This is a genomic window from Coprobacter tertius (assembly GCF_024330105.1).
Lineage (GTDB): Bacteria > Bacteroidota > Bacteroidia > Bacteroidales > Coprobacteraceae > Coprobacter > Coprobacter tertius.
Map to the genome: position 1 here is coordinate 13,771 of NZ_JANDHW010000012.1, position 21,358 is coordinate 35,128.

Annotated in this window: 14 protein-coding genes and 1 CRISPR repeat array; of the genes, 8 read left to right on the top strand and 6 right to left on the bottom strand. The window is 38.0% G+C overall.

Going from position 1 to position 21,358, the window contains the following annotated elements; translation table 11 throughout:
• Positions 1-203 precede the first annotated feature (203 nt).
• The 8 genes from rho to cas2 all read left to right on the top strand — a co-directional run bounded on the left by rho (position 204) and on the right by cas2 (position 14,548).
• On the top strand, positions 204-2,228 hold the full coding sequence (gene rho, locus NMU02_RS11045) for a transcription termination factor Rho (RefSeq protein ID WP_255027957.1): 2,025 nt from the start codon (positions 204-206) through the stop codon (positions 2,226-2,228).
• A gap of 157 nt (positions 2,229-2,385) precedes the next feature.
• Positions 2,386-3,843, top strand: a complete 1,458-nt coding sequence (locus NMU02_RS11050; RefSeq protein WP_255027958.1) for an alpha-L-fucosidase — start codon at positions 2,386-2,388, stop codon at positions 3,841-3,843.
• Positions 3,844-4,003: 160 nt separating this feature from the next.
• The gene (locus tag NMU02_RS11055; protein ID WP_255027959.1) at positions 4,004-5,665 is read left to right on the top strand and encodes a putative transporter; all 1,662 of its coding nucleotides are present in this window, start codon (positions 4,004-4,006) and stop codon (positions 5,663-5,665) included.
• Positions 5,666-5,752: 87 nt separating this feature from the next.
• Positions 5,753-6,901, top strand: coding sequence for a glycosyltransferase (locus NMU02_RS11060; protein ID WP_255028041.1), 1,149 nt, complete (start codon positions 5,753-5,755; stop codon positions 6,899-6,901).
• Positions 6,902-6,913: 12 nt separating this feature from the next.
• A complete protein-coding gene (locus NMU02_RS11065; RefSeq protein ID WP_255027960.1) occupies positions 6,914-7,960 on the top strand; it encodes a lysylphosphatidylglycerol synthase transmembrane domain-containing protein in 1,047 nt (348 codons plus the stop codon).
• A 763-nt stretch (positions 7,961-8,723) separates the two neighbouring features.
• Entirely contained in the window at positions 8,724-13,280 is a 4,557-nt protein-coding gene (gene cas9, locus NMU02_RS11070; protein WP_255027961.1) for a type II CRISPR RNA-guided endonuclease Cas9, read from the top strand.
• On the top strand, positions 13,273-14,208 hold the full coding sequence (gene cas1 / locus NMU02_RS11075; RefSeq protein WP_255027963.1) for a type II CRISPR-associated endonuclease Cas1: 936 nt from the start codon (positions 13,273-13,275) through the stop codon (positions 14,206-14,208). Before cas9 ends, cas1 begins: the two co-directional genes overlap by 8 nt.
• A gap of 7 nt (positions 14,209-14,215) precedes the next feature.
• Positions 14,216-14,548, top strand: coding sequence for a CRISPR-associated endonuclease Cas2 (gene cas2 / locus NMU02_RS11080; RefSeq protein ID WP_255027965.1), 333 nt, complete (start codon positions 14,216-14,218; stop codon positions 14,546-14,548).
• A 148-nt stretch (positions 14,549-14,696) separates the two neighbouring features.
• A CRISPR array of direct repeats spans positions 14,697-15,050; the repeat unit is 47 nt; unit sequence GCTGTTGCTAATCACACAAAGGTAACATTTTGGAAGCAAAATACAAC.
• A 262-nt stretch (positions 15,051-15,312) separates the two neighbouring features.
• Here the strand turns inward: cas2 and NMU02_RS11085 are convergent.
• The 6 genes from NMU02_RS11085 to NMU02_RS11110 form a co-directional block, all read right to left on the bottom strand.
• Positions 15,313-16,263, bottom strand: coding sequence for a tetratricopeptide repeat protein (locus NMU02_RS11085; protein ID WP_255027966.1), 951 nt, complete (start codon positions 16,261-16,263; stop codon positions 15,313-15,315).
• Positions 16,264-16,268: 5 nt separating this feature from the next.
• Positions 16,269-17,969 (bottom strand): WG repeat-containing protein, encoded by a 1,701-nt coding sequence (locus NMU02_RS11090; protein ID WP_255027967.1) that lies wholly within the window; start codon positions 17,967-17,969, stop codon positions 16,269-16,271.
• A gap of 690 nt (positions 17,970-18,659) precedes the next feature.
• Entirely contained in the window at positions 18,660-18,848 is a 189-nt protein-coding gene (locus NMU02_RS11095; RefSeq protein WP_255027968.1) for a hypothetical protein, read from the bottom strand.
• Positions 18,849-19,103: 255 nt separating this feature from the next.
• The gene (locus tag NMU02_RS11100) at positions 19,104-19,478 is read right to left on the bottom strand and encodes a YccF domain-containing protein (RefSeq protein ID WP_255027970.1); all 375 of its coding nucleotides are present in this window, start codon (positions 19,476-19,478) and stop codon (positions 19,104-19,106) included.
• 117 nt (positions 19,479-19,595) lie between these two features.
• Positions 19,596-20,603, bottom strand: a complete 1,008-nt coding sequence (locus tag NMU02_RS11105) for a 2-hydroxyacid dehydrogenase (protein ID WP_255027971.1) — start codon at positions 20,601-20,603, stop codon at positions 19,596-19,598.
• A gap of 142 nt (positions 20,604-20,745) precedes the next feature.
• Entirely contained in the window at positions 20,746-21,354 is a 609-nt protein-coding gene (locus tag NMU02_RS11110; RefSeq protein ID WP_255027972.1) for a response regulator transcription factor, read from the bottom strand.
• Positions 21,355-21,358: the final 4 nt, after the last annotated feature.

Sequence of the window (21,358 nt, forward strand, 5' to 3'; positions counted from 1 at the left end):
TGTTGAATAGAAAAAAGAATCTACATTTGTAAAGAAATGAAGGCTTCTTATGTGAGCCGTGTCTTGCACACAATTTCCTAACAAATAAAAAATCCTGTTCGATCTGAAAACATTATATTTGCCTCTTTATCTGAGAAGGTGGCAACGGGAAAGATGAGTTAAATTATTAAGAAATACTTTATCACTAGCAATAGCAAATTTTCATGTATAACATTCTGGAATTAAAAGACAAACTCTTGACGGAGTTGAAAGTCATCGCTAAAGAAATGGATATTAAAAAGGTTGATACCTTAAAAAAAGATGATCTGATATATAAAATACTCGATCAGCAGGCTATCAATCTTGCAGCCATCAAGGTTTCGGGAAAAAATGACGAAACAAATACCAAACAGCGGAAAACAGTGAAAAACAATCCGAAAGCTAAAGAAGCTCAATCAGCTGAAAAAGCATCCGAACAAAACGTTGTTAAAAAGGGTCCCCGAAAAGTACAAAAACAAACGATTACAGTAAAAGAAACACCTGAGGCGATAAATGCCGCCGTATTTCAGGCCGATAGTAATATCGAAACCGGAAAATCAGATGTAGCTGTAGAAGAGGTGGCTCCGCAGAAACCGTTAAAGAAAACAAAGTTTACACACCCTGCATTGAAAGAGCAGATCGAAATACCGGTTACGGGAGAGTTGCCGTTGGAAATTCCTGTGGAAGGGGTGGATGAAAAGACTGTAGCTGACGTTGTTGAAGAGATAAAAGATAATGAATCTTCGGCTTCGATACATCGCACTAAAAAGACAGTCATTAAAAAAGCATCCCCTGAACAGAAGATTGACCAATCGGAAAATAAAAGTACCGATTCCGATGTAAATGAAACTTCTGTCAAGGAAAAATCGCAAACTGAGGTAAATAATGTACAGCTTCCTCCCACTTCTAATCTTCAAACATTTTTCCCTCGTAGTGAGAGACAGCGTTTCGTACCTCGTGACCGTCAAAAATTTACTAATACAAATAATACCGCAGCTTCTGCGGAAACTTATCAACCCTCTGTTGTATCGCAGCCTGCACCTCAACCCCAACCGCAGCCCGAACCTAAAGTAATAGAAAAACCATATGAGTTTGAAGGGATACTTATCGGTAGCGGAGTATTGGAAATGATGCCCGACGGATACGGTTTCTTGCGTTCTTCCGATTATAATTATCTTACATCTCCAGATGACATATATGTTTCGCAATCCCAGATAAAATTATTCGGACTAAAGACCGGCGATGTTGTAGAAGGGCCTATACGTCCTCCTAAAGAAGGCGAAAAATATTTTCCGCTCGTAAAAGTGGAACGTATAAACGGGCGTACTCCAGAATATGTGCGTGACCGGGTGCCGTTTGATCATTTAACTCCGCTTTTCCCTGAAGAAAAATTTGACCTTACATCGGGAAGATACGGTAATATTTCTACCCGGGTGGTAGATATGTTTTCACCGATAGGAAAGGGGCAACGCGGTTTAATAGTGGCACAGCCTAAAACCGGTAAGACCATGTTGTTAAAAGATATAGCGAATGCCATATCCGAGAATCACCCGGAGGTGTTTATGATCATTCTTTTAATTGACGAACGCCCTGAAGAGGTGACCGATATGGCTCGCAGTGTTCGTGCTGAAGTAATTTCTTCGACATTCGATGAGCCTGCCGAACGTCATGTAAAAGTTGCCAGCATTGTGCTTGAAAAAGCAAAACGTATGGTCGAATGCGGTCATGATGTCGTTATTCTGCTCGATTCAATTACTCGTTTGGCTCGTGCTTACAATACGGTTTCTCCGGCTTCCGGTAAAGTTTTATCAGGAGGGGTAGATGCGAATGCCTTACATAAACCAAAACGCTTTTTCGGAGCTGCTCGTAATATCGAAAACGGTGGTAGTCTGACGATTATTGCGACTGCATTGACTGAAACCGGTTCAAAGATGGATGATGTTATTTTTGAAGAGTTTAAAGGAACCGGTAATATGGAATTGCAGCTCGATCGTAAATTATCTAACAAGCGGATTTTCCCGGCAGTGGATATTACAGCATCGAGTACACGCCGCGACGACTTATTACTTGATAAAGACACTTTGAATCGTATGTGGATTTTGCGTAAATATCTTTCGGATATGAATTCGATTGAAGCCATGGAATTTATTAAAGACCGAATGGAAAAAACCTCGTCGAATGAAGAATTATTACTGTCGATGAACGATTAATACAATATATTTTATAAAAAGCACAGCGGAGAAAAGATCTAAATCTTTTCTCCGCTGTGCTTTTTTTGTTTAAAATTAACGAAAGAGAATAGGCTGTATTAATAATAGCTTTTATTTTTACAAAAAAATATCGTTTTTAATTATTAATTATTTTACCATGAAAAGTTTATTTTCCTGTTTATTTATTTTATTATCTTTTATTTGTATCGACACGTTTACTCTTTTTGCACAACCGGCTCCCGAACCCTGCGGGCCGCTCCCAAACGAAAGACAAATAAAATGGTATAATGATGAAATTATTGCTTTTTTTCATTTTGGGATTAATACGTTCGAGAATAATGTGAATGAAGGAGACGGTAGGGCCGGTACTTTTATTTTTAATCCTACGGCACTCGATTGCAGGCAATGGACGGGTACATTGAAATCGGCCGGAATACCCGCCGGTATTCTGGTTGCTAAGCATGCCGATGGTTTTTGCAACTGGCCGAGCGCCTATACCGATTACTGTGTGAAAAATTCACCTTGGCGGAATGGAAAAGGTAACTTGGTTAAGGAATATGCCGAAGCATGCCGTGCAGATAGTATAGGGATGGGCTTGTATTTAGGGCCTCATGATCGTCACGAGCATTTATCTCCATTATATACAAAACAACGTTACGAAGATTATTATGCAAATCAGTTGACAGAACTCTTAACAGATTACGGTCCCGTGTATGAAATATGGTGGGATGGTGCAGGTGCTGATGAACTTACGATTTCCATGTATACGCGTTGGTACAATATCGTACGTCGTTTACAACCTGAATGTGTTATATTCGGTACGAGAAATTCATACTGTTTTGCCGATGTAAGATGGGTTGGAAATGAGTCTGGAATAGCCGGGAATCCCTGTTGGTCGACAATAAATCCCGAAAGTATCCGGGATGAGAATGATAATCGTATAACACTGAACCATGGAGAGGTAAATGGAAGTGCTTATATTCCTGCCGAATCGGATGTATCGATACGACCGAGCTGGTTCTATCACTCCTATGAAGATAAAGATGTAAAAACGGTTAAACAGTTGTGGGATATATATTGTAATTCGGTAGGGCATAATAGCGTTATGTTGTTGAATTTTGCTCCAGATCGGCGCGGACTTGTTCCTGCGCAGGATTCTATAAATGCTGCCGGTCTCAGGAAAATGATTGACGACACTTTCGGAAATAATTTGCTTACTGGTGCTTCGGTGAAATCATTGCATCAAAGAGGGAAGCAATATGCACCTAAAAATTTGATCGATAATTTGTCGAAAACTTATTATGCCTCTAAGGATTCAAATATGACCGATTCGATAGTTTTCGATTTAAAATCTCCTGTGACATTCGATTGCCTGATGTTGCAGGAAGTAATACAACTCGGACATCGTACGACACGCTGGTCGGTAGATTATTCGGTTGATGGGAAAAAATGGGAAAAAATACCGGAGACAGAAAATTTGCAGTCTATCGGTCATAAGTGGATTGTTCGTTTTGATCCTTTAAAAGCAAAGAAAGTAAGATTATGCATTTTAGACGGTAAAGCTTGCCCGGCTTTACATACCTTCGGAATTTATAAACAAGCCATATTACCATAATTAACTATTGCTTGAATATAAGATAATTATATATTGTTTTGACTTTTTCCCGGATATCTGGAAAATTATCGTATGAAAAACTTTCTATCACATACTGTTTGCCGGCAGAAATGTTTTGTATATTTGTGGCCTGAAACGAAAATATGAAACTCATACCTGTATGGAATGGTTGGATAGTTTATTCTTTGTTCCTTCGGCAGTGCAGTCGGTGGTCATTATTTCTCTTATTTCTGCGATCGGACTTTCGTTGGGGAAAATACATATTGCGGGTATTTCTTTGGGAGTAACATTCGTTTTTTTTATCGGAATCCTTGCCGGTCATCTGGGATTGGCGATCGATCCTCAAATGCTTAATTATGCAGAAACTTTTGGCCTGGTAATATTTGTATATGCTTTAGGTTTGCAGGTAGGTCCGGGCTTTTTTAGTTTATTTCGTAAAGGTGGAATTTCGTTGAATTTGTTGGCATTAGGTGTCGTTTTTCTGGGAACGTTAATGACGGTTGTTTTCCATCTTACGACCGAAGTGTCATTGCCCGATATGGTGGGTATTCTTTGCGGTGCGACGACTAATACTCCGGCATTGGGAGCAGCGCAACAAACATTGAAACAAATGGGGATGCCTGCTAACGGTCCGGCATTGAGTTGTGCTGTGGCTTACCCTTTGGGGGTGGTAGGTGTGATATTGGCCATTCTTGTAGTGCGCAAGATATTCGTTTCCGAGAAAGATATCGAAACGCCGGGACATGATCATTCCAACCCTACATTTATAGCCGAGTTTCAAGTGCATAATCCTGGTATATACGGTAAAAGTATAAAAGAGATTGCTCATTTCAGTAATAAAAAATTTGTTATTTCCCGGCTTTGGAGAGATGGAAATGTAACGATACCAACTTCTGATAAAATACTTAAAGACGGAGATCGGTTACTCGTAATAACTTCTGAGAAAGATGTGGATGCACTTACAGCGTTATTCGGAGAGCATGAGAATAAAGATTGGAATAAGGAAGATATCGATTGGAATGCTATCGATAGCCAGTTAATATCTCAACGTATTGTTGTTACTCGTCCTGAAATTAACGGCAAAAAATTGAGTTCTTTGCGTTTGCGTAATCATTATGGAATTAATATAAGTCGAGTATACCGGTCGGGAGTGCAATTATTGGCTACTCCCGATCTTATACTGCAAATGGGAGATCGTCTTACGGTTGTTGGGGAAGCCGCCGCTATTCATAATGTCGAAAAAGTATTGGGCAATGCTGTAAAAAGTCTGAAAGAACCGAATCTTGTGGCCGTTTTTATCGGTATGGTATTGGGATTAGCTTTAGGGGCTATTCCTCTTTCTTTTCCGGGTATGAGTACGCCTGTAAAGCTGGGAATTGCCGGAGGGCCTATTATCGTGGGTATTCTTATCGGCTCGTTCGGTCCTCGTTTGCATATGATAACCTATACTACCCGCAGTGCTAATCTGATGTTGCGTGCTATGGGATTATCGATGTATTTGGCTTGTCTTGGCCTCGATGCAGGTAGCCATTTTTTCGAAACGGTAATACGTCCCGAAGGTTTGTTGTGGATTGTTTTAGGTTTTGCCATTACATTTGTTCCTGTCGTAATAATGGCTCTTGTTTCATTAAAGATAATGAAAATAGACTACGGATCGGTGGCTGGAATGGCATGCGGCAGTATGGCAAATCCGATGGCTTTGAATTATGCTAATGATACGCTGCCTGGTGATAATCCTTCGGTTGCTTATGCGACGGTATATCCTTTATGTATGTTTTTGAGGGTGATTATCGCACAGGTTATTCTCATGTTTTTTATTTAATTGACGGGATTTTCACAAATTTGTTAAACCTTTGTAACGGCAGACTGTTTATTTAGCAGATAATCTTCCTGCGAAATGAATAAAAAAATGATCGGTTTGTTCAATGATTGTTTCCCTCCTATAATGGATGGGGTGTCGCTTACGACACGCAATTATGCTTATTGGCTGCATCAAAAGGCAATGGATGTATGTGTCGTGACCCCTAAAACTCCCGGAATTTCGGATAATGAGTCTTATCCTGTTTATCGTTATTCGTCTTTACCGTTACCTATGCGTAAGCCTTATCGTTTGGGTTTTCCTCGCATCGATTTCACGTTTCATTCACACATCATGCGATTACCTTTCGGACTGGTTCATGCGCATTGTCCTTTTTCTTCAGGTACCTTAGCTATGCGTATTGCACATGCTCGGCATATACCTCTCGTTGCTACGTTTCACTCTAAATACCGGTCTGATTTCGAACGGGCTATTCCCAGTAAATCATTAGTTAATTATCTGGTACGTAATGTCGTTCATTTTTATGAGTCGGCCGATGAGGTATGGATACCTCAGGCATCGGTTGAGGATACATTAAGAGAATACGGCTATAAAGGTCGGGTAGAAGTAGTTGATAATGGCAATGATTTTGCGGGTGAGACTGGCTATCGAGCACTAAGAGAGAGGAAAAGACGCGATTTAAATATTTTGTCGGGGGAATTTATGTTTTTATTCGTAGGACAGCATATATGGGAAAAGAATTTGAGATTTTTGGTAGAGGCTCTTGCCCGATTAAAAAATTTGCCATATCATATGTATTTTATCGGATCGGGATATGCCGAAGGCAGTCTTCGGAAATTGGTGAGTTCGCTTGATCTCGATGATAAAGTAATTTTTAAAGGTACAATAACCGATCGAGAGGAGTTAAAATGTTATTATGCGGCAGCAGATTTGTTCCTTTTTCCTTCTTTATATGACAATGCTCCGTTGGTAGTACGCGAAGCGGCTGCTATGAATACCCCTGCCGTATTGGTAGGAGGATCTACTTCGGCCGAAATTATTAATGATGGTGAAAATGGTTTTCTGTCGGGGAATACTCCCCAAGAATTCGCTTATAAAATTATGTCGTTGATGGTGATGCCGGGCCGTATAAAAAAAGCGGGAGTAAATGCCTCAAAAACAATTGCCCGTTCGTGGGAAGATGTTGCCGGAGAAGTTTGTGATCGTTACCGTTCTATTATGGCAAGATATAAAAGTTGAGGAAAAAGCAAAATGTCGGCTGAGGTTAAGAAATTTAAATCGGTATATGTGCTTATTCCCGTTATAATCGGTTTAGTGGTAGTAGGCATCATGTTTTACAAAGAAGTAGACCCTTCGATATTTATGCATTTAAAGTTTACTCCGGCTTCTGTTTTTTTTATTTTTCTTGCATTTCTATTAATGTTCGGACGTGATCTCGGCCTTATGTGGCGTTATCGTAAAGTATCCGATAACAGGCTCACCTGGCGACAGGCATTCCGGGTAAATATGCTGTGTGAATTTACTTCCGCAGTAACACCTTCTGCTGTAGGAGGAAGCAGTTTGATCGTGGTTTTTCTTAATCGGGAGGGAATCGATGCGGGTCGCAGTACGACATTAATGATCACATGCCTTTTTCTCGACGAGCTGTTTTTTGTTATCAGTTGTCTGTTGGTTTGTTTATTCTTTTCTTTTGATGATCTTTTCGGAACATCGGTAGTTTTTACACGGGGGGTAAGTATTTTATTTTATACAATATATGCCTTAATTACACTTTGGACTGTTTTTTTGTATCTGGCTCTTTTTAAAAAGCCTGAGTGGGTAAGGAGTTTTCTGAATCGTTTGTTTTCGATGAAATGGCTGAGGCATTGGCAGCAGCCGGTTGCCCGTATGGCCGATGATTTAGTGCATAGTTCACACGATATTGCCGGCCGGCCGGCTAAGTTTTGGGCTGGAGCCTTCGGGGCGACTATCGTTTCGTGGACTTCTCGTTACCTGGTGGTAAATGCCTTATTGCTTGCCTTTTCGTCAGGAGGTAACCATCTTTTGGCTTTTGCCCGGCAATTTGTCCTCTGGCAGGTGATGGCTGTTAGTCCCACCCCCGGCGGTAGCGGATTGTCTGAGTATATGTTTACCCAGTATTATCATGATTTTTTCCCGGTGGTGGGTATGGCGCTCGTCGCTGCTTTTTTGTGGCGTATTATTACCTATTATATGTATCTCGCGATAGGAGTATGTATTGTTCCCGCCTGGTTACGACATATGGGAACTCGTTCGGATAAAGTACCTGAGTCACTATAGGATATTTATTATATTTGTTTTTTCAGATAAATTAAATCAAAAATTTTGTATTCATATATTTGTGTAATTTACAAATTTTATATTTCTTTGTTTTCACATCAATATATAGTGGATATAAATGATGTACAAAATTTAAAAAGATAATTATGAAAAAATTTCTTTTTGATATAAAAAAATTTCAGGTCATTCAAATACAATGGGCTGTAAGTAAAAAAATAAAACTCGGAAACAAAATAATTCTAACGATTGAGAAGAAAAAGATAAAAAAATATATCAAGTGAATGTAACATAACATCCTATATAAAATACAGGATGTTATGTTGAAAGCAAAATACAATACATCATTTAATTATCCACTATATTTTCAAATTTATAGTTCTTGTTGAATTATAAAATTGGATTTAAATAATGTAACTACAAAAATAATATTTCGAAAGCAAATTACAGCTCTTTGGGGAAAAGAAAAAAGAAACTAAAGCTGTTGTTGATCACAGAAAGATGATTAGTAAACAAATACAATATGAAGAGTGTAATATTTCTCGATTTAGAACAAGAATATAATATCATAAAAAGAAGGCGAGAGGCTTAAAAAAGCGTCCCGCCTTAAATGTTTTCACAACGGAATAATCCTTATTGTGTTTTGCTTTCAAAATGATGACAAACTTAACTAATAAAATTAATATTTACAATAGTATTGATAATAATAATTATATTATTTATCTTTAAAGAATACTAAGAGTTTAATACCAAAATAAATAATATTATGGAAACATGCAAAATCTTAGGCTTAGATTTGGGACCTAATTCCATCGGATGGGCATTAATAGAGAAAAATGTAGAAAGGCCAGAAGGGAAAATCATAGCTGCAGGCAGCCGCATATTACCCATGAATCAACGTATGTTATCTGATTTTGAAAAAGGCGTTACGGTTTCACAAACAGCAGAAAGACGTCTTTATCGGAGTATGCGCCGATTAAAAGAAAGACATCGTTTGCGCCGTCAGCGGCTTTTGCGTGTATTACATATTTTAGGATTTTTGCCATCTTATTTCGATGAGAAATTTGATTTCTGTAAATATGGCCGACTCATCGATGAATCGGAACCAAAACTTCCTTTTGCCCCACTCGGGAACGGTAAATACGAATTTGCCTTTACCGATTCGTTTAATGAAATGTTATCCGAATTTGCAGAAAAATATCCCGAAAAGGTAAGCGGAGGGAAAAAAGTCCCTTATAACTGGACCCTTTTTTATTTACGTAAAAAGGCTTTGTCTCAAAAAATAAAAAAAGAGGAATTAGCGTGGATTTTGTTGAACTTCAATCATAAAAGAGGCTATTATCAGTTAAGAGGTGAAGTAGAAAAAGAGGAGAAAGGGAAAAAAGAAGAATATTATCCTCTGCTGGTGAAAGAAGTGCGTGTTGGTGAAGTAAACCGGAAAGGAGAACAATGGTATGAGGTCGTACTCGAAAACGGGTGGGTATACCGGCGTACGAGTAAAACACCTTTAAACGATTGGGAGGGCACGGTACGTGATTTTATCGTTACGACTTTTTACGATGAAAAAGGTAATATAAAAACCGATAAAGACGGTCGGGAAAAACGTAGTTTCAGGGCGCCCGGGGAAAACGACTGGACTTTGATTAAGAAAAAGACCGAAAGCGATATCGAAAAAAGTAATCTTACCGTAGGTGCTTATATATATGATCATATATTAGAAAATCCTTCAGTGAAGATAAAGGGGAAATTGGTCGCTACGATCGAACGGGATCATTATAGAAAGGAGTTGAATGCTATTTTAAAGGAACAAATGAAATATCATCCCGAATTGAGAGATGCTTCACTCTATAAACAATGCATACTGCAATTGTATCCCAATAATGAAGAACATCGTAAACGTATTTTAGGAAAGGATATTTCTTATTTACTCGAAAATGATATTATATTTTATCATCGGCCGTTGAAAATTAAAAACTCACAGCTCGACGATTGTCCATACGAGACCCGGTATTACGTAAATAAAGCAGGAGAAAAAGTACGGGTTCCGGTAAAATGCATCGCCCGTTCGCATCCGTTATTTCAAGAGTTCAGATTATGGCAATTTATTCAAAATCTGCGTATATATGCACGGGAATCTGAAGTCGAGGGAAATTTAATAAAAGAAGCAGACGTAACTTCCGATTTTCTGAAAACCGCCGAGGATTATGCTGGTTTGTTTAGTTGGTTGAATGAAAAAAAGGAGATCGATCAGAAAGGATTTTTTAAATATCCGGCATTTAAGTTGAAACAAGGAGAAAAACGTTATAAATGGAATTTTATCGAAAACAAAGCCTATCCCTGTAATGAAACACGTGCGGGAATACTATTGGCATTACAAAAAGCGGGAATAGAACGGAGTTTCCTTACAGCTGAAATCGAGATTTCACTTTGGCATTTGTTGTATTCGGTAGAAGATCGCCGGGAAATTGAAAAGGCTTTGAAAAAATTTGCGGCGAAATATGATTTACCGGCTGCTTTTGTCGATACTTTTTCTAAAATTTCTCCTTATAAAAAAGAATACGGGGCTTATTCCGAAAAGGCGATACGTAAGTTATTGCCGTTGATGAGAATGGGAAGTTATTGGGATAAAAAAAATATAGGCTTCGAGGTAGAAGAGCGTATTCTGAAAATTATTAACGGAGAGTACGACCCAGGTGTTTCCGATCGGGCACGTGAAAAAGTTTGTGAAAAAACAAGTATCGACGATTTTAACGGAATGCCCCTTTGGCAGGCTTGTTATGTCGTATATAACCGTCATTCCGAGTCGGGAGATATACGTTATTGGAAAACACCGGAGGATATCCGGAGTTATTTGCGTGATGAATTTCGCCAGTATTCTTTGCGTAATCCGATTGTAGAACAGGTTATTACCGAGACTTTGCGGGTTGTTGCCGAAATATGGGATTACTATGGTAACGGACGCCCCGGTTTTTTTGATGAAATACACCTCGAAATGGGTAGAGAGATGAAACAAACGAAAGATGAACGAAGCCGGGAATCCCAGAGAAATATCGAGAATGAAAATACCAATCGGCGTATACGCGCTTTACTTTTGTCTTTGTCTGAAGATATTAAGGGGATAAGGCCATATTCACCTTCCCAACAAGAAATTTTACGTATATATGAAACCGATGTTTTGTGTACTCAAAAAGATATTCCGGAAGATATAGAAAAGATATCGCGTTCATCTAATCCTTCCCGAAGTGAATTACTTAGGTATAAATTATGGCTCGAGCAAAAGTACCGTTCGCCGTACACCGGTGAAATGATACCCCTGAGTCGGTTATTTACTCCCGAATATCAAATAGAACATATTATTCCCAAGAAGCGTTATTTCGACGATTCGTATAATAATAAGGTAATTTGTGAATCCTATGTAAATAGGCAAAAAGATAATATGCTGGCATATGAATATATAAATAAAGGAAGTTTGGATATTCCTTTATTATCTCCCGGCCAATATGTTGCTTATGTCAGGGAAAATTATAAAAATAATCCGGTAAAAATGAAAAATCTTCTGATGGAAGATGTTCCCCAGAATTTTACACAACGCCAAATGAACGATAGCCGGTATATCGCTCGTATCGTAAAGTCTTTGTTGTCTAATGTGATTAGAGAAGAGGACGAACAGGAAGACAAATCGAAACATATGGTCGTATGTGATGGGAAACATACCGCGAGATTGAGGAGATCGTGGGGGCTCGACGATGTCTGGAATGACTTGATATATCATCGTTTCGAACGTTTGAATGAAATAACCCATTCTGAAAATTACGGGTATTGGACTCAGAAAGAGGGGAAAAGATATTTTCTTACATCCGTTCCTTCCGACGTTAATTATACGGTACAGAAAAAGCGGCTCGATCACCGGCATCATATACTTGACGCGATTTTGATTGCGGTAATGACTGTAAACCATATTAATTATTTAAGTAACAGGCATGCCAATGAAAACGATCCGAAAGATAAAGATAAAAAAGGACCGTATATAATGAGAAATATATTGTGTGAAAAAAAATGGGATACTTCACATTCTAATTATGAGTGGATTTTTAAAAAGCCATGGCCTACCTTTACACAAGAGGTCAAAGAGATTTTATCGCGATCACTGGTGAGTTTCAAACAAAATCTCAGGATAATTAATAAAACGAATAACCGGTATCGAAAGTGGAGTATCGATGAAAACGGAATCAGGAAAAAAGTTTCGGTTCTACAATCTTCCGAAAATCATTGGGCTGTGCGTAAACCTTTACACAAAGAAACTTTTTATGGTAAAGTGACTTTAAAAAAGAAAAAACAAACATCACTTTCTAATGCGGTGAAAGATTGGGAAATGATTGCAGATAAAGACTTGAAGCGATATATAGGATCATTGATAGCGAAATACGGTACGCATAAGGAAATAATGAAATTTTTTAAAGGAAACGATTATAAATATAAAGGAAAAGACATCGCAAAGGTAGAAATTTATTATAGTGATTCCGATATAATAGCTTCGAGGACTGCGTTGGGTCCCGATTTTACCCGTAAAAAAATATTATCTGTCACCGACACGGGAATACAGAAAATATTGCTTCGTCATTTATCGAAATATGACGAATGTGAGGGCGATAATATAAAAGAAAATCCGGGTATGGCATTCTCTCCCGAAGGAATAATGACTATGAATCGTAATATATCTGAGTTGAATAATGGAAAATTCCATCATCCGATATATAAGGTGCGTTGTTCCGAACCTTTGGGGTGTAAATTCGTTGTCGGGTCTGAAGGAAACAAGAAAACGAAATATGTTGAAGCGGCATCGGGAACCAATCTTTTTTATGCAGTATATACCGATGAAGAAGGTAACCGGCAATATGAGTCTGTTCCCTTAAATGTTGTTGTCGAGCGTTGCAGGCAAGGGGAAAAGGTTTATGATAAATCGAAGTATTTTACCGATAAAAATGGCTCTAAGAAATGGAATCTTTTATTTGGTTTGTCTCCGGGAGATCTTGTATATGTTCCCACAGAAGAAGAATTGGCGACCGGACATATCGATTGGTCGGATATAAAAAGTTTATTTCCGCGTATATATAAAATGGTAAGTTGTACCGATAAAGATAGTTTTTACGTGCCGCATACAGTCGCGATTCCTATTGTCGATAAAATCGAATTTGAGAAGATGAATAAAATAGGACGAGATATATATAGTGGAAAAATGATAAAACAGGTATGTTACAAAATAAAGACCGATCGATTGGGAAATATTATTGCGGTAAACGATAAAAATATAAGTCATGATTAAAAAGACATTATATTTCGGGAATCCGGTTTATTTAAGTTTGCAGCATAATCAACTGTTTATTAAATTGCCGGAAGTAGAAAATAATGCAGCGTTGCCTGATAAATTCAAGCAGGACTCAAGAAGATCCATTCCAGTTGAGGACATAGGTGTCGTAATTCTCGATCATCAACAAATAACACTCACACAACCTGTTTTATCGGCTTTATTAGGTAATAATGCGGCCGTAATTACTTGTGATACCCAGCATATGCCAGTGGGGTTGCACTTACCTCTTTATGGTAATACGATACAACAGGAACGTTTTAAGTATCAAATAGACGCAAGTTTACCTCTTAAAAAACAGTTATGGCAGCAGACGATACGACAGAAAATTTATAATCAGGCTGCCGTGCTGTCTTTGGAACATGGCGTAGTCGTGAAAAATATGTTACGTTGGGCCGAAGATGTAAAAAGCGGGGATCCCGATAATTTAGAGGGCCGTGCCGCCGTATATTACTGGAAAAATTTATTCCCCGATGTGATTGGCTTTACGCGCGATAGAGAAGGTATATCTCCTAACCATATGCTGAACTATGGGTATGCTATCCTTAGAGCGATAATGGCTCGGTCTCTTGTCGGCAGCGGTTTGTTGCCCACGTTAGGAATACATCATCATAATCGTTATAATGCGTTTTGTTTAGCGGATGATATTATGGAACCTTATCGCCCGTATGTAGATCGGGTTATTCTTGAAATCATAAAAGAACAGGGTGTCGTAAATGAATTAACTAAAGATATAAAGAAAAAGTTGTTATCGATACCTGTTCTCGATGTGATAATTAACGGACGAAGAAGCCCGCTTTTGATTGCTGCCGGACTTACAACATCGTCTCTTGCCGCCTGCTATACGGGTGAACAAAGACGTATTGCTTATCCGGAAATAAAGTAGATTGAGTATGCAACGGCTTAACGAGTATCGAGTGATGTGGATATTGGTGTTGTTTGATTTACCTACCGAGACGAAAAAAGACCGTAAATTGTATGTCGAGTTTCGTAAGAAATTACTGGATGACGGCTTTACCATGTTTCAGTTCTCAATTTATATGAGGCATTGTGCGAGTCGTGAAAATACCCGGGTACATATAAATCGTGTGAAGGAGATGATTCCTCCGAAAGGTGAAATTGCGATTATATGTATTACTGATAAACAATTTGGAGATATCGAAATATTTTATGGAGAAAAGGCACAGAAAATCCCTGATACTTATATGCAACTGGAACTTTTTTAATTGTTTATTCTACTGATAGGAGAGAAATTACTATCTGATAGAAATAAAAAATCTGTCCGAAGGGCAGATTTTTTTGTGATAAAGCTCATTTTTTATAATCCTAAATGTGTGAATAATTGCCAGATTAATAGTGATTTACGTATATCGAGCTGTTGCTAATCACACAAAGGTAACATTTTGGAAGCAAAATACAACGGTCGTACTGACGTTTGAACGCTTCCAACGCTGTTGCTAATCACACAAAGGTAACATTTTGGAAGCAAAATACAACCGACTTGGTATATTTTATCTGTTCCTTGTAGCTGTTGCTAATCACACAAAGGTAACATTTTGGAAGCAAAATACAACTGACTTCCCTGCAATATGGCGCAACCATAGGCTGTTGCTAATCACACAAAGGTAACATTTTGGAAGCAAAATACAACGCGGTTTGAATATTACCAACTCACAGGGTAGCTGCTTCTGATCACACAAAGATAACATCTTGGAAGCAAAATACAACTCGCAACGAATTAGGAATAAATGCAATAATGCTGTTGTTAAAGTTACAAAGATAACAATATTAGTTTGTATTTATAATTTATGGTAAGATAGGTTTATTAAATGTTTCAATTTCTAAAAAGTACTCAACGACAGGAGAAATAGAATAATATTTCAGATATTATTTTTATAATGGTATTTAGATACAAATAAAGTGCCTATGTAAGATTTGAAGTGAACCCGAATAGTTTTTAGTTCAACTATGGGGTTCACTTCAATTAAGTTTATTCAGTAATTTCTTCACCGTTGGCTTTCGCTTTAGCATACCACTCGCGAGCCTTTACCAAATTCACAGCAGTTCCTTTTCCTGTTTTATACCAATCGCCGCACATTTTTTGAGCAGGGCCGTAACCCATTTCTGCGGCTTTCAGCAAGTATTCGAATCGGTTAGAATCATTTCCTCCTATAGGCCCTCCTTTAGGTAACCATAGGGAGAGTAAGAAGTAAGCTTTTGCATCTTCGACCCCTCCGTTGATCGCACTAACAATAAGTCCGGCTTTACCTTCGTTAATTCCGCTTATATGTCCGAGTTTATGTTGGTCGATTAAAAGAGCCGCATGGTAAAGAGCCTGCGGTTTATTGCTTCTATTGTAAAACTGAACGGCTGTAGTAATATCTATGTTAGTTCCCCAACCGTATTCATAGCAATTGCCCAATAAAGAACAAGTCCAATAATAAGCCCACAAATAATTTTGAATGAAATCTTTACATTCATACAACATTTTCAAGATTTTAAATGCTTCGACTCGATCTCTAGTTACCCCTTCTCCATTCCAATAACAAATCGCCAATCTATAGGAACCGATGAGATCGCCTTTGGCATGAGCTTCTCGGTAAAGCGAGAAAGCTTTTACAGTATCGGCGGCACATCCCTGACCTTGTTCATACATCAACCCCAGTTCAGCTTCTCCTCTATTATATCCGTACTCTATCCCGCGCTGATACATTCGAAATGCAATGTTATGGTTTTGTGCAGTACCTTTACCATTGTAATACATCTGTCCCAGCAGGTAACAAGCTTCCCCGAATCCTTCCTTGGCTGCTGTTTGTAAAAGAGGAAGCGCTTCTTGATAGCACTGCATATTATAATAATTTTTTCCTCGTTCCAAATTATCCTGTGCCAATGCGGTAAAGCTATATAATAAACAAATAAATACAGAAAATATTGATTTCATGAAATTTAAATATTATCGTTATTATTTGTCTTAATATGGAACACAATACCGCCATTTGTAATGGGGAAAGCCAAAACCTGATAGCCGGGAATGGCTAATGTTTGTTTTTCTGAATCGTAGGAATACTTCTGTTTCAAAATCTCGAAAATTTCATTTACGAAACGCCATGCTTTATCTTTTAAATTTACCGTTAAGATATAACTATTGACAGGAGCATCCGGATTAAATGTATAATTATAACCAAACCAGCCATCCGAAACTTTATTCCATGCATTGGTTCCCGGTATTGTTATTTTAAAATTTACTTCGCGAGTATCGTTATTATGATACAAAGTCGCACTTCCGTCTCCTTTAGAGAAATTCGATTCTTTTAAATTGTATGTTTTTAAGAGTTCACCCACTGTTGACGTTTTGAGTGATAATAATTTAGATTCAATTAATCCGGCGATAACCGGTAGATCAGTAAAATCGCTCTGTACACTATACGAAACTCCTATACCGGAAACATTATGTATTAGGGACACCGGGGCGTTTTCGTAATCGGGATTCGCAATATATTTACCTTTGAGATCAATTATACCGAAACTACGGGATTGATCCTGTACCATTAATCGATTGTCAACGGCAATGTCAAAAATGTTTCTGAACTGCGGATTTACCACCCATTTACCCGATTTGTCGATGAGGCCCCATTCCCGGCTTCCGTTATCACGTACTGGTGCCACTCCCGATGTAAGGAAGGGTTTTGCACTTCGGTATTCGGGCTGGATTTTCCATTTACCTTCCCGGTCGATGTAACCCCATTTACCTTCTTCGTTTTCTACGGCGGCGTAATCCTCAGAGCCAAAAGAGTGGGCATTTTCAAATTGAGGATTAATTAAATATTGCCCTTTTTTATCGCACCATCCCCAATAATCACCTTTACGGAAAAGATAGTTTTTTCCATCGATCAGAATTTCGTCGAATTGTGGATTGATGATAAAATTGCCTTTTTTATCGATAATTCCCCATTTATTCCCTTTTAGAACCGGAATGCGTCCTTCTCTTAATGCTTGTACATAGTTTTGTTTAAAGTTTTCTTCTACATCTGATGTCGCCAATTCATCGAATTGGCATTCGATCATTATTTCTCCTTTTTTATCGATTACGCCCCAATAACCGCTTTCTTTATCTTGAACCGGAAGCAGACCGTTTACAAACATCGGGCCCACTTTTCCCCATTGGGGTGTAACAACGATATTCCCCTTTTTATCAACAACACCCCATTTGCCATCCGCATCGGCATAAACTGCTAAATCATTATGAAACGCATATGCGTTTTCTGCTTGTTTAAACTCGAAAAGTATATTGCCTTTCTTATCGATAGCGGTTATAGGTCCGCCCGGTTTTACTGTCCATGCAATATTACCATCATAAATAGTGGCATTTAAATAGGTTTCTTGGCCCATTTGAATGCCGTTGTAATCGACGTAATAGCAGCCGTCTTCATTTGTTACGAGTGCAAGTCCGTCATAATATAGCCCCGCAGAAGTATAACCACCGTTTACCGTACCTTTTTCCGTATCGACATAAACGGCGTCGGTGGCTTCGCGAAAAAGGGGAATATACCGCATATCATCGGTTTCCCATCCTTTATCGGACGACGATAGACTACAGCCGCCAAGAATGGCTGCAACCAAGAACGTAAGAATTAAATGTTTTTTCATGTAATTATAGATTTATTTGCCCGTCCCCCGGCAAGTTTATAAAATTATACATAAAAAACGTGGGACAGTACCTTTCATTTGCTTTTGAGGTCTTGGCCAACCGTGCAGACAAATAAATGAGTAAAGCCCACGTAAACGTGAGCGTATACACTTTACTCTTGTCTGCGATTAAAACGGCCAAGTTTCAAAAGCAAGAAATAAAGCTAACGCTTTTTATGTTATATGTCGTAAATTCGTTTATGTCATAGCAAATTATTTTTGCAATATGTTACAAATATACGAAAATATACAGATTTAATTTAAAAAATTGGGAGGTAAATGTAGCTGCTATAATGTAATAAATCGAATGGTGACAAAATGATAGACTGTATGCTGGAATTTGTATCCTATTAATTTTTTTCGGAAATACATATATTTTCAACATTTACAATATTTTGTATCAATGGTGACTTAAAATGTATGATTAATTATCGATTAAGCGGTATTTAATGCGTATTTATCGGTTTCAGATCACACAATGTAAACATTTTATACGGGTGTAAATATGAAATAGAAGGCATAAGTTTTAATTAATAGAAACCGATAATATGATAATTGCTTGAAAAAAGTTTAACAATATTACTAAATCTTTCTTTGTTATATTTCTCATCATATAATTAAAATAATTTGCTTCAATATCAGATATATCGTTTAATAAACACATGCTACAATAATCATATTTATCCAAATAAAGACGGCAATAATTACTATTCCTACTAACCATGCTTTCCAACTCTGATCATCGGTAAGATCCCTTAATTTTACTTTTTTATTTCCTTTTATGTAATGTTTCCATAACCAAATAAAATAACCTCCGATGTTAGGAATGATCAATATCATATTTTACGATATAATTAATAAACTAAATCAAACAAAAAAGGGTGACTGAAAAATTTACTATCTTATTTTTATATGCAATAGAATACATGGCGGAATGAGCGATTCTTATTATTGGAAAAATTTGTCTCCCGATGTGCGTGATTTACGCATATTCAGCATATCAGTCACTTAGATAATATTTAGAAGGCAAAATACAACAGATGTCCTTGAATACCCTTTTTTCATTAATTAAAAATTAATGAAGATAATATACGTTTAGCAGGGCACAATCGTACGACCGAATGGAGTGAAAGCGACAGCCATTAGTTTAAAATGTTGCATCCCGAAAGGTATGCCGATGATTGTGATACAAAAAAGTAACCCGAGTGCAAGGTGAGTAAGCGCAATCCATATCCCGCCGATCAGAATCCAGATAATATTCATTATCGTATAGAGGCAGCCCGATTTTCCGGATTCGACTACTGTTTTCTGGCCGAAAGGGAACAAGGCTAACAACCCGATTTTAAAAACCTGGAATCCGAAAGGAATCCCGATAATGGTAATACAAAGAATAATCCCGGCTACAAAATATTCGAGTGCCAGCAAGAGGCCGCCGAAAATGAGCCAAATAATATTTCCCAGAAGATTCATAATTTTAGGCTTGTTTAGGTATGTTATGCCTCAAATATAGTATTTTTTTCGGGTTAAATGTATAAAAACTATATTTTTCCGCATACGGGTTATCTTCTTATGGGAAAATTGGCGGAGTTATGATTTTTGGTATATAACTTCGTTTACGAGCGTTTTGCCTTCAATAAAATCCTGAATATTCCGTAACGTAGTTTCGGCAATATTTTGTACCGCTTCTTTTGTAAAAAATGCCTGATGCGATGTAACTACGACATTATTGAAAGAGAGTAATCGTGCCAATACATCGTCGTCTATAATTTTGTCTGATTTATCTTCATAAAAATAATCTCCTTCTTCTTCGTAGACATCCAAACCGGCCGAACCGATTTTCTTGTCTTTTAGCCCATCGATTAAAGCGTTGGTATGTATCAGTTGCCCCCGGCCGGTGTTTATAATCATTACCCCGTCTTTCATTTTCGAGATAGAATCGGTGTTAATCATGTAGCGAGTCTTTTCTGTAAGAGGACAGTGCAATGAAATAATGTCTGAATTTCGGTAAAGATCATCGAGAGAAGTATAGGTAATACCGGTTTCTTCGGCGAATTTATAATCGGGGTACAAATCGTATGCGAGTATATTCATACCGAATCCTTTCAAGATACGAATGAGGATACGCGCGATTTTTCCGGTGCCGATAATTCCAGCCGTTTTACCGTGCATATCGAATCCCATAAGACCGTGTAACGAAAAATTACCATCTCGTGTGCGCCAGTAGGCACGGTGTATTTTTCGGTTGAGAGTAAGCATCAGTGCAACTGCATATTCGGCTACGGCATAAGGCGAATAAGCCGGAACGCGCACAACGGGTAGTTTTCCTCGGGCGGCTTTCAAATCTACATTATTGAATCCTGCATTTCTTAATGCGAGCAATTTTACTCCGTTATGAGCCAGAGCATTTATAATATCGGCGTCGGCGGTATCATTTACAAAGATGCATACAGCATCGATATTTTGTGTAAGAGGAAGGTTGTTTTTGTTAAGATGTCCTTTAAAATAACGAATATCGAATCCGAATTTTTTATTCGCTTCGTTGAATGATTTCTCATCATATGGTTTTGTTCCGAAAAATGCGATTTTAAATGCCATGTAAGTATAGGTTTGTGGTAAAATATTCCCTTTTTTAGGTTCCGAAAGCGATCGGGTAGGGAAAATTATATTGTATATAACAAAAGTATCGGCTTGTATGTTCTTTATTAATTTTGTCCTGAAATTGTTTGAAGCAAATATCTTAGAGATTGTCTTTTTTTATTTCATCGAGTTCGACCAATTTGTTTACGATAGCATATATTGTAAGACCGGCGGCACTGTGTATTTGTAGTTTCCGGGCAATATTCCGTCTGTGTGTAATTACGGTATGTGCCGATAAGTATAATTTTTCAGCGATCTCTTTATTCGTCAGTCCGCGGGCGACTGCAGCAACTATTTCTTTTTCACGCGGACTGAGGATCAGGGTTTCGGGATCGTTTGCTTCGGTATTATCAAACAAAGCATTAAATTTGGCGGTGATGGTTTCGGTATCGTCATACATCGAAATCGTTTCATCGAAACTTTTAAGGATCGTATCGCCCATCATTGCGCTGAGAAATGCGATACATTTTATTCTGGGACAACCACACTCCGATTTGAATTTAGGGATATCATTGTATCCCAAAAATACGGGATTGATAATAAGTATATCAGGCCGGTGCATACGCATACAATCAGAAAGTGCGTCTATCGTAACGACTTCGATCGGCTGTATGTTAAAACCCGGTATTCTTTTCAGTACTGCCGCTATTCCGCTGCGTATAATAACCGACGGTTCGGCAATGGCTATTTTCAACAAATCGCGGCTCATTTTA

Excerpts from the sequence above, each read along its gene's own strand:
- NMU02_RS11050 (WP_255027958.1), top strand. The coding sequence starts at position 2,386 with ATGAAAAGTTTATTTTCCTGTTTATTTATTTTATTATCTTTTATTTGT.
- NMU02_RS11095 (WP_255027968.1), bottom strand. The coding sequence starts at position 18,848 with ATGATATTGATCATTCCTAACATCGGAGGTTATTTTATTTGGTTATGG.
- cas1 (WP_255027963.1), top strand. The coding sequence starts at position 13,273 with ATGATTAAAAAGACATTATATTTCGGGAATCCGGTTTATTTAAGTTTG.
- NMU02_RS11055 (WP_255027959.1), top strand. The coding sequence starts at position 4,004 with ATGGAATGGTTGGATAGTTTATTCTTTGTTCCTTCGGCAGTGCAGTCG.
- cas9 (WP_255027961.1), top strand. The coding sequence starts at position 8,724 with ATGGAAACATGCAAAATCTTAGGCTTAGATTTGGGACCTAATTCCATC.
- NMU02_RS11060 (WP_255028041.1), top strand. The coding sequence starts at position 5,753 with ATGATCGGTTTGTTCAATGATTGTTTCCCTCCTATAATGGATGGGGTG.
- NMU02_RS11085 (WP_255027966.1), bottom strand. The coding sequence starts at position 16,263 with ATGAAATCAATATTTTCTGTATTTATTTGTTTATTATATAGCTTTACC.
- NMU02_RS11110 (WP_255027972.1), bottom strand. The coding sequence starts at position 21,354 with ATGAGCCGCGATTTGTTGAAAATAGCCATTGCCGAACCGTCGGTTATT.
- rho (WP_255027957.1), top strand. The coding sequence starts at position 204 with ATGTATAACATTCTGGAATTAAAAGACAAACTCTTGACGGAGTTGAAA.
- cas2 (WP_255027965.1), top strand. The coding sequence starts at position 14,216 with ATGCAACGGCTTAACGAGTATCGAGTGATGTGGATATTGGTGTTGTTT.
- NMU02_RS11105 (WP_255027971.1), bottom strand. The coding sequence starts at position 20,603 with ATGGCATTTAAAATCGCATTTTTCGGAACAAAACCATATGATGAGAAA.
- NMU02_RS11090 (WP_255027967.1), bottom strand. The coding sequence starts at position 17,969 with ATGAAAAAACATTTAATTCTTACGTTCTTGGTTGCAGCCATTCTTGGC.
- NMU02_RS11100 (WP_255027970.1), bottom strand. The coding sequence starts at position 19,478 with ATGAATCTTCTGGGAAATATTATTTGGCTCATTTTCGGCGGCCTCTTG.
- NMU02_RS11065 (WP_255027960.1), top strand. The coding sequence starts at position 6,914 with ATGTCGGCTGAGGTTAAGAAATTTAAATCGGTATATGTGCTTATTCCC.